Origin of the sequence: Plantibacter sp. lyk4-40-MEA-4 (genome assembly GCF_030209415.1) — a bacterium.
GTDB classification, from domain to species: Bacteria; Actinomycetota; Actinomycetes; order Actinomycetales; family Microbacteriaceae; genus Plantibacter; species Plantibacter flavus_A.
This window is the reverse complement of the sequence record NZ_JARVSA010000010.1, coordinates 13869-29713: the sequence shown is the minus strand read 5'-3', so window position 1 is coordinate 29713 and position 15845 is coordinate 13869. Positions and strand designations below refer to the sequence as shown.

At 69.9% G+C, this 15845-nt stretch carries 17 protein-coding genes; 11 read left to right on the top strand and 6 right to left on the bottom strand.

Annotation, left to right across the window (positions count from 1 at the left end):
* The first annotated feature begins 25 nt into the window (after window positions 1-25).
* Window positions 26-892, top strand: a complete 867-nt coding sequence (locus QRN44_RS16075; RefSeq protein WP_079002579.1) for a ParA family protein — start codon at window positions 26-28, stop codon at window positions 890-892.
* Between the two features lie 173 nt (window positions 893-1065).
* Here QRN44_RS16075 and QRN44_RS16070 read toward each other — a convergent pair whose 3' ends face one another.
* From QRN44_RS16070 to QRN44_RS16055, 4 genes are all read right to left on the bottom strand, one after another.
* On the bottom strand, window positions 1066-1614 hold the full coding sequence (locus QRN44_RS16070) for a MerR family transcriptional regulator (RefSeq protein ID WP_064297014.1): 549 nt from the start codon (window positions 1612-1614) through the stop codon (window positions 1066-1068).
* 202 nt (window positions 1615-1816) lie between these two features.
* Window positions 1817-2521 carry a transcriptional regulator FtsR gene (ftsR, locus tag QRN44_RS16065; RefSeq protein ID WP_285039624.1) on the bottom strand — a complete coding sequence of 235 codons (705 nt, stop codon included), beginning with the start codon at window positions 2519-2521 and terminating at the stop codon, window positions 1817-1819.
* Window positions 2521-3042, bottom strand: a complete 522-nt coding sequence (locus QRN44_RS16060; protein WP_086473205.1) for an FHA domain-containing protein — start codon at window positions 3040-3042, stop codon at window positions 2521-2523. The genes ftsR and QRN44_RS16060 overlap by 1 nt, the downstream gene beginning before the upstream one ends.
* Window positions 3035-3733, bottom strand: coding sequence for a CDP-alcohol phosphatidyltransferase family protein (locus QRN44_RS16055; RefSeq protein WP_285039623.1), 699 nt, complete (start codon window positions 3731-3733; stop codon window positions 3035-3037). Before QRN44_RS16055 ends, QRN44_RS16060 begins: the two co-directional genes overlap by 8 nt.
* A 38-nt stretch (window positions 3734-3771) precedes the next feature.
* Here QRN44_RS16055 and QRN44_RS16050 point away from each other — a divergent pair, with 38 nt between their 5' ends.
* From QRN44_RS16050 to QRN44_RS16040, 3 genes are all read left to right on the top strand, one after another.
* Window positions 3772-4143, top strand: coding sequence for an RNA-binding S4 domain-containing protein (locus tag QRN44_RS16050; protein WP_079002582.1), 372 nt, complete (start codon window positions 3772-3774; stop codon window positions 4141-4143).
* 97 nt (window positions 4144-4240) lie between these two features.
* On the top strand, window positions 4241-4696 hold the full coding sequence (locus QRN44_RS16045) for a VanZ family protein (protein ID WP_079002583.1): 456 nt from the start codon (window positions 4241-4243) through the stop codon (window positions 4694-4696).
* A 105-nt stretch (window positions 4697-4801) separates the two neighbouring features.
* Entirely contained in the window at window positions 4802-5554 is a 753-nt protein-coding gene (locus tag QRN44_RS16040; protein WP_285039622.1) for a GTP pyrophosphokinase, read from the top strand.
* Here the strand turns inward: QRN44_RS16040 and QRN44_RS16035 are convergent.
* Window positions 5551-6015, bottom strand: coding sequence for a GNAT family N-acetyltransferase (locus QRN44_RS16035; RefSeq protein WP_064297018.1), 465 nt, complete (start codon window positions 6013-6015; stop codon window positions 5551-5553). The two genes, QRN44_RS16040 and QRN44_RS16035, sit on opposite strands and share 4 nt — an antisense overlap.
* Window positions 6016-6165: 150 nt before the next feature.
* On the opposite strand from QRN44_RS16035, the gene QRN44_RS16030 reads away from it, so the two are divergent.
* From QRN44_RS16030 to QRN44_RS16000, 7 genes are all read left to right on the top strand, one after another.
* The gene (locus QRN44_RS16030) at window positions 6166-6930 is read left to right on the top strand and encodes a DUF1684 domain-containing protein (RefSeq protein ID WP_285039621.1); all 765 of its coding nucleotides are present in this window, start codon (window positions 6166-6168) and stop codon (window positions 6928-6930) included.
* A gap of 67 nt (window positions 6931-6997) precedes the next feature.
* Complete coding sequence (locus QRN44_RS16025; RefSeq protein ID WP_285039620.1) at window positions 6998-8491, top strand: ABC transporter substrate-binding protein; 1494 nt, start codon at window positions 6998-7000, stop codon at window positions 8489-8491.
* A gap of 62 nt (window positions 8492-8553) precedes the next feature.
* Window positions 8554-9522, top strand: a complete 969-nt coding sequence (locus QRN44_RS16020) for an ABC transporter permease (RefSeq protein WP_285039619.1) — start codon at window positions 8554-8556, stop codon at window positions 9520-9522.
* Window positions 9519-10385, top strand: coding sequence for an ABC transporter permease (locus tag QRN44_RS16015; RefSeq protein WP_079002587.1), 867 nt, complete (start codon window positions 9519-9521; stop codon window positions 10383-10385). Before QRN44_RS16020 ends, QRN44_RS16015 begins: the two co-directional genes overlap by 4 nt.
* Window positions 10382-11203: an ATP-binding cassette domain-containing protein gene (locus QRN44_RS16010; RefSeq protein ID WP_064297022.1), complete on the top strand. Its 822-nt coding sequence runs from the start codon at window positions 10382-10384 to the stop codon at window positions 11201-11203. Before QRN44_RS16015 ends, QRN44_RS16010 begins: the two co-directional genes overlap by 4 nt.
* A complete protein-coding gene (locus tag QRN44_RS16005) occupies window positions 11200-11982 on the top strand; it encodes an ABC transporter ATP-binding protein (protein ID WP_285039618.1) in 783 nt (260 codons plus the stop codon). Before QRN44_RS16010 ends, QRN44_RS16005 begins: the two co-directional genes overlap by 4 nt.
* Window positions 11983-12097: 115 nt before the next feature.
* Complete coding sequence (locus tag QRN44_RS16000; RefSeq protein ID WP_285039617.1) at window positions 12098-13600, top strand: MFS transporter; 1503 nt, start codon at window positions 12098-12100, stop codon at window positions 13598-13600.
* Window positions 13601-13607: 7 nt separating this feature from the next.
* Here the strand turns inward: QRN44_RS16000 and QRN44_RS15995 are convergent, their stop codons facing one another.
* A complete protein-coding gene (locus QRN44_RS15995; protein ID WP_285039616.1) occupies window positions 13608-15791 on the bottom strand; it encodes a RecQ family ATP-dependent DNA helicase in 2184 nt (727 codons plus the stop codon).
* Between the last annotated feature and the right edge of the window lie 54 nt (window positions 15792-15845).

Here is a 15845-nt window from a genome sequence, read left to right as displayed (position 1 = left end):
CCTAGTCACGGTAACGTTGAGCCTTGTGCATGTACTCAGCGTTAGCTCCCTGAAGGGGGGCGTCGGCAAGACCACCGTCACCCTTGGCCTGGCTTCCGCCGCGTTCTCGAAGGACATCCGCACGCTGGTCGTGGATCTCGACCCCCAATCCGACGTCTCGACCGGCATGGCCGTCGACGTCGCAGGGCACCTCACGGTGACGGATGTGCTGACCTCGCCGAAGAAGAAGATCGTCGAGCAGGCGATCGTGGCGAGCGGCTGGACGAAGATCCACCCGGGCAAGATGGACGTCATGATCGGCAGCCCGTCTGCGATCAACTTCGACGGCCCGCACCCCAGCATCCGCGACATCTGGCGCCTGGAAGAGGCGCTCGCGCACGTCGAGGAGGAGTACGACCTCGTCCTGATCGACAGCGCCCCCTCGCTCAACGCGCTCACCCGCACCGCCTGGGCGGCGAGCGACCGCGTCGCCGTCGTCACGGAGCCGGGCCTGTTCTCGGTCTCCGCAGCCGACCGCGCCCTCCGCGCCGTCGAGGAGATCCGTCGCGGGCTGAGCCCCCGGCTGCAGCCGCTCGGCATCATCGTCAACCGGGTGCGTCCGCAGTCGATGGAGCACCAGTTCCGCATCAAGGAACTGCGCGACATGTTCGGTCCCCTCATCCTCAACCCGCAGCTGCTGGAGCGCACGTCCCTCCAGCAGGCTCAGGGTGCCGCCAAGCCCGTCCACGTGTGGCCGGGTGACACGGCGCAGGAGATGGCGAAGAACTTCGACTCACTCCTCGACCGCGTGTTGCGCACGGGCCGCGTCGGCGAGTACGCCGACGGCGCTCCCCCGGAGCCGGCTGCCGTCACCAGCCCCGCCGCCGTCGAAGCGCCCTCCACCGACAGCTGAGGTCGCGGCGAGAACGTTCGGCCGCCTCCCGGCCCAGGCGCTCGCTCGGGTCGCCCTTCGACAGGCTCAGGGACCGGCAGGAGCACCAAGTACCCGAGATGCGTGCTCAGGGAACGTGTGGCGCGCGTCGGTGAACCGTTCGACAGGCTCAGGACCTGCGCCTTCGGCTCGGGTCAGGCGCTGCGAGCGGAGCGACGTGCTGCGAGCTCGTCCATGGGGTCGGCCGACTGTGCGTCGAACTCGATGAGCGTGGACTCCACCTCGCGCAGCACCTTGCCGACGGCGATGCCGAAGACGCCCTGTCCGCGACTGACGAGGTCGATGACCTCGTCGTTCGAGGTGCAGAGGTACACACTCGCGCCGTCGCTCATGAGCGTGGTCTGGGCGAGGTCGACGATGCCCGCTTCGCGGAGCTGGTCGACCGCCGTGCGGATCTGCTGCAGGGAGATACCCGTGTCGAGCAGTCGCTTGACGAGCTTGAGGACGAGGATGTCGCGGAAGCCGTAGAGGCGCTGCGTTCCGGATCCGGATGCACCGCGCACGGTCGGCTCGACCAGACCCGTCCGGGCCCAGTAGTCGAGCTGGCGGTAGCTGATGCCGGCTGCACGGGCGGCGACCGCTCCGCGGTAGCCCTGGCCCTCTTCGAGTTCTGGAAGCCCGTCGGTGAACAGCAGCCCGAGGTCACCGTACCGTGACGCCCCGTCGCGACTGAGTTCACTCATGTCTGCTTCTCCTCGATGTTCGCTGCACGGTCGGTACGGTCTCGACGGGGGCGTCGAGACGGCTTGACCACTCCCACCACGCTACCGATCCGCCCCGGTCAACGCTGCGACATCCGTTCGAAACGGACGGCGTGTCGTGACGAGTGATCGAACTGTGACCTGGACGTGATGGATGAGGGCAGTCTACGCCCTGGGACGTCGATCAGGAGGATTGGTGTCGCTCGAGTGCCGAGCGGACGAGGTTCGACCGCACGCCCTCGAGCTGTGCGGCGATCTCCAGCGCCCGGTCGGCGGTGCGTGCCCGGCCGGCGGCGTCGTTCCGCTTGGCGACGGCGCTCAACGCGCTCTCGATGAGCCCGACCTCGCGCTCGATCGAGGCGCGGAACCCGCGGAGGTGCCGTGGTTCGATGCCGGAGCGCTGCAACTCCACCAGGATCCTCAGGAGGGACGCGACGTCCTCGCCGTAGTTCTCGGCGGGCAGGATCAGCGACGCGCTCACGGCGTCGTTGAAGAGCATCGGGGTGGCGCTGGCTTCGCGGATCAATTCGTTCCGCGAGAACCTGCGAACGCCGGGATGGATCGACGGCGCGCCGACGGCTTGCCCGCTGCCCGGGAACAGGGGCGACCGTCCCGCGTCGACCTCGACGAGGTAGGTGCGGATGACCTTGAGGGGGAAGTAGTGGTCGCGCTGCATCGACAGGATCAGCCGCAGACGTTCGAGGTCCTCACTCGAGAACTTCCGGTAGCCCGACTTCGTCCGTGCCGGGGACACCAGCCCCTGCTCCTCGAGGAACCGGAGCTTCGAATTGCTCAGTTCGGGGAACTCCGGAGTGAGGCGTGCGAGCACCTGCCCGATGCTCAGCAGCGGAGCGCCATCGCTTCGCGCGTTCGCGCTGGCTGCCGCCACTAGCTTCCCAGCTGGGAGGCGAGGTCGATCCGCGACGCGTAGAAGGTGAGGCGGAACTTGCCGATCTGCACCTCGGCGGCGTCACGCAGGATCGCCTTGTCGATGCGGACACCGTCGAAGTACGTGCCGTTCAGCGAGTTGAGGTCGCGGATCTCGAACGCGGTCCCGTGACGGTGGAACTCGGTGTGCCGACGCGACACCGTGACGTCGTCGAGGAAGATGTCTGCCTCGGGGTGACGTCCGACGGTCGTGACGTCGGCGTCGAGGAGGAACCGCGCACCGGCGTTCGGACCACGACGGACGATCAGCAGGGCGGAACCGGACGGCAGGGCCGCGATCGCCTCGTGCTCCTCAGCGGTGACGTCGGAGTCGATCGCCGCGAGGGCCGCTCCGAGGTCTTCACCGAAGGTGAGTGTCGTGTCGACTTCCCGATCGCCCGAGCCGCTCGTCGGGGCACCGTCGTCGACGGCTCCCGGCGTGTACGCCCCGGTCGCGGGATACTTCTCATCGTGCTCAGCCACCGTCGACCTCCTCTCCGTCAAGCGTATCCGATGTGGCGTCGCTGTCGAGCCGCCCGGTCGAGGGTGACCCACCGGATCCGGCCCGTTCCCGCTGCTTCGCACGGGCATCCCCCGAGATGCGCACGGTCTGCAGCAGATAGAGGATGCCGGCCCACCAGTAGAGCGTCGCTCCGGCGATCACCGACACCCAACCGAGCGGCGCCGCGATCATCGCGACGGCTGGGAACGCCTGGCCGAGCATGAGGACCGGGAGCCCGATGAAAAGCAGCGCCGTACCCCACTTCCCCACACGGATGACCGGCAGCACGCCGGTGCCGGACCGGTGGAGCGCGACGGCGAGCCCGACGAGCAGCAGGTCGCGGGCGAAGACGACGACGAGCAACCACCACGGGATCAGTCCGCGGGCCGCGAGACCGATCAACGCCGCGAGGATGTAGAGGCGATCGGCGGCCGGATCGAGTTGACGGCCGAGCTTCGTCATCTGGTCGAACCGTCTCGCGATCCACCCGTCGAGCAGGTCGGTGACGCCGGAGAACGCGAGCGTCGCGAGGGCCAACAGGTCATGCCCCTGCACGAGGAGGATCAGGAAGACCGGGACGAGGAGGATCCGGAAGACGCTGAGCGCGTTCGGGAGGGTGACGACGCGGTCTTCACCGGTCCGTCGAGCCCCGCGCCCCGCCCCGTCAGTCACGGGTCGAGTCTACCGATGGGCTGCTCTACCATCGGAGGATGGACAGCCCGTCGAGCGTACGCGTCGACGCATGGATCTGGGCGGTCCGGCTGACGAAGACCCGCTCGGCCGGCGCGACCGCCTGCCGAGCCGGCCACGTCCGGGTCAACGGCGATCGGGCGAAGCCGGCACAGGCCGTCAGGATCGGCGACGAGGTCCGGCTCCGCGTGGCGGGCTTCGACCGGATCGTGGAGGTCCGGCGCCTCATCGCGAAACGGGTCGGCGCGGACGTCGCGGCGGAATGTCTCATCGACCGCTCTCCCCCGCTGCCGACGCCGGCGGAACGGCAGGTCGTGGCCGTCCGCGACCGGGGCGCCGGTCGACCGACGAAGCGTGAACGACGCGACATCGAGCGGTTGCGAGGGCGCTGACGCGCTGCTGACGATCCGACCGGCCTCATCGGCGACGCATCGACCCCGTCCAGGGAACACTCAAGCGCCGCCAAGGTGACTCGGGCATGCTGGGCCGATGTTCCGCCGCCATCCCGTGCTCAGCACCCTCACCGTGGTGTACCTCGCGCTCGTGGCGACCATCACCCTCGGCCCTCGGCCCTTCGACGGCAGGACCGAATCCCTCGTGTACCGACTCGTCGACGTCCTCGCTCGGTGGGAGTCGACGGCTTGGATCACCTACGAACGCCTCGAGTTCGGGGCGAACATCGCCATGTTCGTCCCGATCGGCGTCTTCTTCCTGCTCCTGCTCGGACGGCGGCGCTGGTGGCTCGCCATCCTCGTCGCAGCGGCGCTGACGGTCGGCATCGAGGCCGCGCAGCTCGCGATCCCCGGACGCGTGAGCGATCCCCGCGACCTCCTCGCGAACACGTCCGGTGCCGTCGCCGGGGTCGTCCTCGGCCTGATGCTGACCGCCGGGCGCGCCCGCCGGCTCCAGGCCTCGTCACGCCGCCGCGCGGCCCTGCAGCACTGAAGCGCCCGGCACGGTCCTGATTCACAGGAGGCTGAGAGGCGTTCCAAGGCCGCTTCAGTAGAGTGCGAGCGGGCCGTCGGCCCGTCGGAGACAGAGCTGGAGTGCATGCCCATGACCGGACCAACGTCGTCGGACAACCTCGAGGAGCTGAAGCGCCTCAAGGACGAGTTCACGCGGTTCATGATGCTGTACAAGTTCGGCATCGACGAGATCACCACGAAGCTCAACATCCTCAAGGAGGAGTTCACGCAGATCCACGACTACAACCCGATCGAGCACATCAGCTCGCGGTTGAAGTCGCCGGAGAGCATCATCGGCAAGATCGAACGCAAGCAGTACGGGCAGGACATCGACGACATCCGCGAACACATCACCGACATCGCGGGCATCCGCGTCACCTGCAGCTTCATCTCCGACACGTACAAGGTGTTCGAACTCCTGACGAGCCAGCAGGACATCACCGTGGTGAAGGTCAAGGACTACATCGCGAACCCGAAGCCGAACGGGTACCAGAGCCTCCACGTGATCGTCGAGGTTCCGGTGTTCATGTCCGACGGCGTCGTGCAGGTGCCCGTCGAGATCCAGTTCCGGACGATCGCCATGGACTTCTGGGCGAGCCTCGAACACAAGATCTACTACAAGTACGACAAGGCCGTGCCGGACAGCCTGCTCGCCGAGCTCAAGCACGCCGCCGAGGCGGCCTCCAGGCTCGACGCGAAGATGGAGCACCTCCACGGAGAGGTCCTCGCGCTCGACCGCGCGACGACCTCGCGGACCACCGCCGACGGGCACCCGAAGCCTCCATCACTCGCCGACCGGGTCATGACCGAGCTGATCGACGGGCTGGACCCGCGTTAGAGCGCCTTGCGCATCTGCACGGCCATCGTCTCGTAGCCGAGCGACTCGTACAGGCCGCGCGCGATCCGGTTGAACCCGAACACGTTCAGCCCCAGCGTCTTCGCGCCCTGCTCCTTGGCCGCCGTCTCGGCGAGCTGCATGGCCTGCCGACCGAGCCCACGGCCACGGAACGACTCGTCGATCTCCACGTCCCAGACCCACCACTCGTCCGGGTGGCTCGTGCTCCGCGGTCCGATCCAGAGCACGCCGACCGCGGCGTCGTCGAGGACCACCTCGAAGACGAGGTGTCCGACCTGGAGCCGGCCGGCCGGGAACGTCTCGGCGAGGGACTGCGCCGCCTTCGCCGTCGCCTCCGCCTCGGTCTCCCCCGCTTCGATGCGTTCGAGGCGGTACTGCGCGTTCGCGGCGAGCATCCACCCCCGCAGTCGATCGGCGGGCATGCGGACGAGCGTGGCGTTCATGAGGACATCCTCCCAGAACGGCGCGACCCCGTCGCTCGCCGTCCTGCGCAGGGTCGTCGCCGGGCTCGGGAATAGTTCCCGCCCGAAACGAGCTGGACTCCGAAGGACACACGATTGGGACCCGCCCGCCGTCATCCGGAGAATCGAGACATGCCGATCCACACCGCCCCGCAGCCGAACGCGATCGCCGAGCACGACGCCTGGCGCGACGACCGCCGAGCCGCCGTGACCTCGCCGCTCGGCAACCTCGCCCTCGTCGAGACACGGTGGCTCGCGGAGGAGACGCCGGCCACCGTCGACGAGGCCGCAGCCGCCATCGCCGCCGAGCAGCCGAGCGGCGTCACGGTGACGACGCTCCGCCGCACCCACCTCGACACGGGCCAGGACGAGGTCGGTGTCCGCCGCTGGGACGCGAACGCACCCGCCATCCGCGCGTTCGAGGGCATCGACGTCTTCCCGTACGACCCCGCCTGGGTCCAGACGGCGCGGTTCACGCCGGTCGACGGCTCGCGGACCGTGCCCTTCGAGCACATCCGCGACAACGGCGGATCACGGGAGCTCGTCGTCCCCGGCGACATCGTGTTCACGCGAGACGGGGTCGAGTACACGATGAGCGCCTTCGACGACGGCGGCACGCTGCTCCTCGTGTTCGGCGACGCGACGAACGGTCGCGACGACGAATCGGGCACCTACGGCGCCGGCCGGTTCCTGTTCGTGCAGCGGACCGACGACGGCGGCTTCGGCACGGCGGGCGAGGTCGTCCTCGACTTCAACCGCGCGTTCGTCCCGCCCTGCGGCTTCTCCGTGCAGTACAACTGTCCGATGCCGCCGCCGCAGAACCGGTTCGCCGGAGCGGTCCTCGCCGGGGAACGGATCGTCCGGTTCCGCGAGGGCTTCGACCTCTACGCCGTCTGACCCGTCCACACCGCCACACCCCACAGCCCGCACCCAGCACCAGCACCCCCACACCACAGGAGTATCCGTGAAGAGAACCATCGGGCTCGTCGCCCTGTCCGTCGCCGCCGCCGTCGCCCTCGCCGGCTGCGCCGGTGGTGGTGGCGGCTCGGCGACGGGCGACGACGCGACCATCGCCGTCGGCTCGCTCTACGAGCCGCAGAACCTCAGCAACACCGGCGGCGGCGGCCAGGGCGTCACGGAGGCCTTCACCGGCAACGTGTACGAGGGCCTCTACCGCCTCACGGACGACGGCGAGGTCGAGCCCGTGCTCGCCGCCGACAGCACCGTGAGCGACGACGGCCTGACGTACACCTTCACCCTCAAGGACGGCGTCACCTTCCACTCCGGCGACCCACTCACCTCGGCAGATGTGAAGTCGAGCATCGAGGCCGTGACCGCCGAGGACTCGCAGTCCGCGCGGAAGAGCAGCTTCGCGGTGATCTCGGACATCGCGACCCCCGACGACAAGACCGTCGTCATCACCCTCTCCGAGCGCTCCATCTCCTTCATCTACAACCTGAGCTACGTCTGGATCGTCAACGACGCGGCGAAGGACCTCAAGACGACCGAGGACGGCACAGGTCCGTACACGCTCGGCGACTGGAAGCGCGGCAGCACTCTGAGCCTCGAGCGCTGGGACGACTACTGGGGCGAGCCCGCCAAGAACGCGGAGGTGGTCTTCACCTACTTCACCGACGCGACCGCGCTCAGCAATGCGCTCGTCACGAAGCAGATCGACATCATCACGAGCGTGCAGAGCCCCGACCAGCTGAGCCAGTTCACCGACAACGCGGACTACGTCGTCTCCGACGGCGACTCCACGACGAAGGAGCTGCTCGCCTTCAACGACCGGGTCGCCCCGTTCGACCAGGCGCTCGTCCGGAAGGCCGTGTACTCCGCGATCGACACCAAGAAGCTGCTCTCGTCCATCTGGGGTGACTACGGCACACTCATCGGGTCGATGGTCCCGCCGACGGACCCCTGGTACGAAGACCTCACACAGGTGAACCCCTACGACCCCGAGCTCGCCAAGCAGCAGCTCGCCGAAGCGGGCTTCGCCGACGGCTTCACGTTCACGCTCGACACCCCGAGCTACGACCCGCACCCGGCCGTCGCCGAGTTCCTCCAGAGTGAACTCGCGAAGGTCGGCATCACGGTCGAGATCAACACGATCAGTGCGGACGAGTGGTACTCGAAGGTGTTCAAGGAACGCGACTTCCAGGCGACGCTCCAGGAGCACGTGAACGACCGTGACGTCGTCTGGTACGGCAACCCGGACTTCTACTGGGGCTACGACAACCCCGAGGTGACCCAGTGGGTGTCGGAGGCAGAACAGGCGACGACCACCGAAGAGCAGACCGCGAAGCTGAAGCTCGTCAACGAGCAGATCGCCGAGGACGCGGCGAGCGTGTGGCTGTACCTCTACCCGCAGATCGTCGTCGCCGCGAGTGATGTCTCGGGATACGGCGTCAACGGCCTGAACTCGCAGTTCTTCGTGGCGGACATCGTCCGCAAGTAGTCGTCGCCCGGGCCGACCGGCACCGCCTGGTCGGCCCGGGCCTCGCTACGCTGAGGTCCACCATGCTCGCTTACCTGCTGCGCCGATCCGCGTTCCTCGTGGTGTCGTTCCTCGTCGCCATGACCGTGCTGTTCGTGCTGCTCCGCCTACTGCCGGGCGACCCGTCGAACGCCCTCCTCTCGGTGAACGCCACGCAGGAGCAGATCGACGCTGCACGCGAGCAGGTGGGAGCCGACCGGCCGCTCGGCGAGCAGTTCGCGGCCTGGTTCGGCGGCGTCCTGACCCTCGACCTCGGTTCCTCGTTCGTGAGTTCACTCCCGGTAGGGCCCGAGATCGCGTCGCGCCTCCAGGTCACCGTGCCGCTGACGCTCCTCGCGTTCCTCCTCGCCGTGGTGCTCGCCCTCGTGGCCGGGGTCGTGTCCGCGCTGCGAGCCGACCGCTGGTACGGCATCGCGTTGTCCGGCCTCTCGCAGCTCGGGATAGCCGTGCCGGTGTTCTGGGTCGGCATCCTGCTCGTCAGCGTGTTCGCGGTGACGCTCCGGCTGTTCCCGTCCGGCGGCTTCCCGCGCGACGACTGGGCCGACCCCGCCGCGGCGCTCACGAGCCTCGCCCTTCCGGTCATCACCATCGCCATCGTCATGAGTGCGTCGATCACCCGGTACGTCCGTTCCGCCACGCTCGACGTGGTCGGCAGCGACTACCTGCGGTCCTCGCGGGCGCAGGGAGCCGGCTTCGGCGAGGCCCTGCTCCGACACGGCGCCCGGAACGCCGCGGTGCCCGTCGTCGCGATCCTCGGCATCGAGCTCGCCACCACCTTCCTCGGCGCCGTCGTGGTCGAGAGCGTGTTCAGCCTGCCGGGCCTCGGGTCGATGCTCCTGACGGCGATCCAGCAGCACGACTACCCGAACATCCAGGGCATCCTCCTCGTCTCGACCCTCGTCGTCCTCCTGACGGGCTTCCTCGCCGACATCGCGCAACGGCTCATCGATCCGCGTCTGCGCACCTCGATCTCGGGGAACGGGCTCCGATGAGCGCCGTCGACGCCCAGACCGCGCTCACCGACCGCCGCCCGGTGCGGCGACGCGCCAGGTCCGCGACGCTGACCGTCGGACTGGTCCTCGTCGGCGTCATCGCCGTCCTGGCGGCCGTCTCGCTCGTGTGGTTGCCCTTCGCCCCCACGGACACCGCCGGCGGTCGTCTCGAAGGTCCGACCGGCACCCACTGGCTCGGTACCGACAAGCTCGGTCGCGACCTCATGACCCAGCTCATGATCGGCGCGCGCATCGCGCTCGTGACCGGCGCCGGGGCCGTCGCGGTCGGGGCGGTCATCGGGATCGCCGTGGGACTCGCCGCGGCCTTCGCATCGGCCTGGCTGGACGACACGATCTCCGCCGCGCTCGACGTCGTGATCGCCTTCCCGGTGCTCCTGCTCGCCATGCTCATCGTGGCCGCGCAGGGCGCGTCACTCGGCACCGCGATCATCGCGATCGGACTCGCCATGTCGGCCATCGTGGCCCGCCTGACCCGGATCCTCACGAAGCGGGTCCTCAGCGAGCAGTACGTCGTCGCGGCCAGGACCGCCGGGACGAGCTGGGCCGGTGTCATCGGCCAGCACGTGCTCCCGAACATCTGGCCCACCCTGAGCGTCAACCTCGCACTGCAGTTCGGCATCGCCGTCCTCGCCGAAGCGAGCCTGTCGTACCTCGGCCTCGGTGCGCCACCGCCGAACGCCTCCTGGGGACGCCTGCTGCAGGAGGCCCAGGCCACCGTCACGACGGCACCGATCGGCGCGATCGCTCCGGGCGTCGCCGTGGTGATGCTCGTGGTGGGCGTGAACTTCATCGCGGACGGCCTGCGGGACCTCGGCGATCCGACGAGGAGGCGCGGCGCATGAGCGATCTCCTCGACATCTCCGGCCTGACCATCACCCGAGGCATCCGGCGCGGAGCTCCCGACGGCACGGACCGGCCGCTCCTCGACGGGCTGGACCTGACCATCGCCGCCGGGGGTCGCCTCGGCCTCATCGGCGGTTCCGGGTCCGGGAAGTCCTTGACCTCCCTCGCAGTGATCGGGCTGCTCGGCGAGCAGCTGAGCGCGAGCGGCAGCGTCGAACTGGCCGGCACCCAGGTGATCGGCGCCCCGGACCGCGCGCTGCGGCCGCTCCGCGGCCGGGTGGCGGGACTCGTCTTCCAGGAGCCGCTGACCGCACTCGACCCGCTCATGCGGGTCGGCGCCCAACTCGCCGAGCCCCTGCGTCGCCATCTGGGGCTCCGGGGCGAACGGCTCGAGGAGGCCGTCGAAGCGGCCCTCGTGGAGGTGTCCCTCACCGACACCGCGCGCATCGCCGCCTCCTACCCCCATGAGCTGTCCGGCGGGCAGCGGCAGCGGGTCGCCATCGCCATCGCGCTCGCCGGTCGCCCGCAGCTCCTGATCGCGGACGAGCCGACGACGGCCCTCGACGTGACCGTCCAGGCGGAGGTGCTCGCGCTCATCGACCGGCTCGTCCGGGAACGCGGCATGGCGCTCCTGTTCATCAGTCACGACCTCGCCGTCGTGTCGGCCATGGTCGACGAGGTCGTCGTGCTGAGCGATGGTCGGGCCGTGGAACGCGGCGCGGTGGCGCAGGTGCTGACGGCACCGCAGCACGAGGACACCCGTCGTCTGGTCGCCAGCGCCCGCGCGCTCGACGACGCGCTGGAGGACCCGCGATGATCGATGCACCGATCACGACGACGCCGATCCTCGAGCTGGACGCGGTCGGTTTCCGATACCGCGGTGGTCAGGAGGCCCTGGACGGCGTCTCGCTGGCCGTCGGTGCAGGCGAGGCCGTCGGGATCGTCGGTCAGTCCGGCGCCGGCAAGAGCACCCTCCTCCGACTGCTGCTCGGCCTCGACCGGCCGACCTCGGGCTCGGTCCGGTTCGACGGTGGCGCGCTGGACCCGCGCGACCGGACGCGGGTCCGTCGATTCCGCGCATCGGTGCAGGCCGTCTTCCAGGATCCGTACTCCTCGCTCGACCCGCGGCAACGTATCGGGCGCATCGTGGCCGAACCGTTGCGCTCCCTCCGGCTGGCGACCACCGAGCAGGCGGCCGTCCGCGCGTCCGCGGCGCTCGAGGCGGTGGGACTGCCCGCCGACGCGGCGTCGCGGTTCCCGCACGAGTTCTCGGGCGGCCAGCGGCAGCGGATCGCCATCGCCCGCGCGATCGTCCCGAACCCCCGGCTCCTCCTCGCCGACGAGCCCGTCAGCGCCCTCGACATGAGCACCCGGATCCAGATCATCGAGCTCCTCGCCGAGCTGCGGGCTTCGAACGGTCTGGCCCTGGTCATGGTCTCGCACGACCTCGGCACGGTGGCAGCGCTGTGTGAACGCACGGTGGTCCTCCGACACGGGCAGGTCGTCGAGGCCGGCGCCACCGCTCAGATCCTCCATGATCCCGCCGAGGCCTACACGAAGCAGCTCATCGCGGCGATCCCCCGCCTCCCGCGCTGAACCGGCGACGAGGCCGGACGACATCGGCGTGGCCGAGCCGGGAATACCGCACCGACGGACGGTGTTCGACTCCGAGTGGCCTCGGCCGCATCGACTCTCCACAGGAACAGGACCCGTGACGCAGGATTCAGCGCAGCCCGACGACCACGATGAGGACCAGCCTGAGGCCGAGCGTCCCTGGCTCAGCGACGAGGAGCGCGCGGCGCTCCGCAAGCCGCTTCCGGAGCGCGCGGTCGTCACGAGCCTCGCGTTCACCGGTCTCGTCGCGGCGTTCATGATGACGCTCGTCACCCCGCTCGTGCCGTCGCTCCCCACGATCCTCGGCGTGCACGCCTCCGACAGCATGTGGGTCGTGACGGCGACGCTCCTGTCGGCCGCGGTCGCGACCCCGATCGCCGGCCGGCTCGGCGACCTCTACGGCAAACGGCGGATGGTGCTCGTCCTGCTCGGGATCATGATGGCCGGTTCGGTGCTCGCCGCCTTCTCGTCCACGATCGTCCCGCTCATCGTCGCCCGGGCCCTCCAGGGGATGGCGATGGGCGTGATCCCGCTCGGCATCAGCATCCTGCGCGACGTGCTCCACGCGAAGCGGCTCGGCCCCGCGGTCGCGCTCGTGAGTGCCACGCTCGGCATCGGTGGTGCCGTCGGTCTGCCGATCTCCGCGGTGATCTCGCAGTACCTCGACTGGCACGTGCTGTTCTGGGTCGCCGGCGCCCTCGGGCTCATCGGCTTCGTCCTCGTCGCGCGTTTCGTCCCGGTGAGCACCCTTCGGAGTGAAGGTGGTTTCGACTGGATCGGCGCGATCGGTCTCGCCGCCGGCCTCGTCCCCATCCTCCTCGCCGTCTCGAAAGGCAACGAGTGGGGTTGGACGAGTGCCGGGACGCTCGGCTGCTTGATCGGCGGCATCGTCGTGCTCCTGGTCTGGGGGTGGTTCGAGGTACGCTCCGCCAGCCCGCTCGTCGACCTGCGCATCGCCGCCAGGCGGACGGTGCTCTTCACGAACCTCGCGTCCATCACGGTCGGCTTCGCCTTCTTCGGCAGCACGGTCGTCCTCCCGGGCATCCTCGAGGCGCCGGTCGGCACCGGGGTCGGTCTCGGGCAGAACATGCTCATCGCGAGCCTCTGCCTCATGCCGAGCGGTCTCATCATGTGGGCGATGTCGCCGGTCGCCGCGCGGTTGACCGCAGCCAAGGGCGCCCGGTTGAGCCTGCTGATCGGCATCGCGATCATCGCGGTCGGCTACGCGATCGCGATCGGACTCATGACCGAGGTCTGGCACACCGTGCTCACGGCCACCGCGGTCGGCTTCGGGGTGGGGTTCGCCTACGCCGCCATGCCGACGCTCATCATGGGTGCCGTCCCACCCAGCGAGACGGCGGCGTCCAACGGACTCAACTCCGTCATGCGGACGCTCGGTTCCACGATCGCGAGTGCGGTGATCGGCGCCATCCTGGCCTCCCAGGTCGTCACCGACGGAGCTGTCACGACACCCAGTGCGGACGCCTTCCGCCTGAGCTTCGCGATCTGCGCTGCAGCGGCCGTCGTCGGACTCGTCTGCACGATCCTGCTGCCGCGGCACTTGGCCAAGGACACCCGCTCCAGCCTCCACGAGGGCTGACGGGCGATCAGCCCACGATCCCGAGCGCGAACGGGAGGACCGGTCCGGATCCGGCGCGGCGGAGCGCGCGACCGGCGACGGTGAGCGTCCACCGGCTGTCGGCGCGGTCGTCGACGATCAGGACCGGCGCACCCTCGAGCGCTGCGAGCTGCGCCCGGAGTTCGGATCCGACGGTGAAGGCGTCCCAGACCCCGGCCAGCCGGTAGGCGCTGTTGCCGCCGGGACCACCGCGCGGGCCGTCGCCGACGAGGTCGAGCTCCCCGAGGTAGGGCAGTCGCCCGAGCGACGCGATACCCCTCGCCACGGAGTCGACGAGCTGCGGACGCGACCGTGAGGGCACACTGACCACGGCGGCCGGTCGTTGCGTCCACGGCCAATCCGCCAGGACGCGGACGCTCGCGTCGATGACCGCGCGGGAGGCGGGAGCATCGGGCGCGCCCGCGGCGAAGAGCTCGCGGAGGACACCGCCCCAGCCGAGGTCGGTGAGCCGAGCGAGGGCGCGCCCGGCCTCGAGGCGGTCCTCGAGCGCGATGCGTCCCTTCACCGCTGCGCCGTCCGCGGTGACGCCGAGGCGGTCGGCTCCCGTCGGCCATTGCGCCCGCGGTTCGAGCTCGACGCCCACCCGCCCGAGCGCCTCCGACGCCGAAGCGGCCGCCGCACTGTCGAGTTCGGTGGGGAACCACGGCCCGGCGCACCGGTCGCATCGGCCACAGGGCGCCGCGCTCGCGTCGTCGAGCTCGCGTTGCAGCACGAGCATCCGGCACTCGTCGCCCCGCTCGTAGGCCAGCATCGCCTGCTGCTCCGCCACCCTGGCCTCGGCGATCCGCCGGTACCGCTCCCGGTCGTAGACCCACGGCTGCCCGGTCGACACCCACCCCGCGGCCACCCGCTGGACCGCGCCGTCCACGTCGAGCACCTTGAGGAGGAGTTCGAGGGGTGTGCGACGCAGGTTCACGAGCGCCTCGAGCGCAGGCGTGGACCGTGGCTGGCTGTCGAGTGCGTCGAGGACCGCGGTGGCCCGCGCTTCGTCCGGCATCGACGCGGTCGCGAAGTACTGCCAGATCTCCTCGTCCTCCGCTCCTGGCAGGAGCAGGACGTCTGCGTGCTCGGTGGCACGGCCCGCACGGCCGACCTGCTGGTAGTACGCGACCGGCGAGGACGGAGCGCCGAGATGCACGACGAACCCGAGGTCCGGTTTGTCGAACCCCATGCCGAGCGCGCTCGTCGCGACCAGCGCCTTCAGGCGGTTCTCCTTGAGGAGCCGCTCGGACTCCTCGCGTTCGTCGGGATCGGTCCGGCCGGTGTACGCCCGGACCTCGTGGCCGGCCTCGCGCAGCAGCCGCGCGGTGTCCTCCGCGGCCGACACCGTGAGCGTGTAGATGATGCCGGACCCGGTGAGCCCGCCGAGGTGGCTGAGCAGCCAGGTGAGGCGGTCCCGTGACTCCGGCAGCCGGAGCACGCCGAGCCGGAGGGACGCCCTCGCGAGTGAGCCACGGATGGTGAGCACCTCGGCTCCGCGGGAGCCTGCGGCACCGGGTGCGGTGAGCTGCTCGGCGATGTCGCGGACGACGCGTGCGTTGGCCGTCGCGGTGGTCGCCAAGACCGGGACCTCGGTAGGAAGACGCCCGATCAGTTCGGCGAGCCGCCGGTAGTCGGGTCGGAAGTCGTGACCCCAGTCGGAGATGCAGTGCGCCTCGTCCACCACCAGCATGCCCGTGCGGGCCACGAGGGTCGGGAGCTGCTCATCGCGGAAGCGCGGATTGTTGAGCCGCTCGGGTGAAACGAGCAGGACGTCGACCTCGTCGGCCTCCAGCCGCGCCCGGACGTCGTCCCATTCGTGCGCGTTCGCCGAGTTGATCGCCACCGCGCGCACGCCGGCGCGCTCGGCGGCCGCCACCTGGTCGCGCATGAGCGCGAGCAACGGCGAGACCAACAGGGTCGGCCCGGCGCCCCGTCGGCGCAGGAGGGCGGTCGCGATGAAGTAGACGGCGGACTTGCCCCAACCGGTGCGCTGGACGACGAGCGCACGACGATGTTCGTCGACGAGCGCGAGGATCGCCTCGAGCTGACCGTCGTGGAACGTGGCCCCCGGAACGCCCGTGAGTGCGGCGAGCGCCGACGTCGCCTCGGCGACCGATCCGGTGGGGGCTGGTTCGGGGTGGGCGGGGGTGGGCGCGCTGGGGTGGGACATGCGGCAAGTCTGTCAGGAGCTGCTGACGGTGGACTGCGTCGGTGTCTCGGAGGG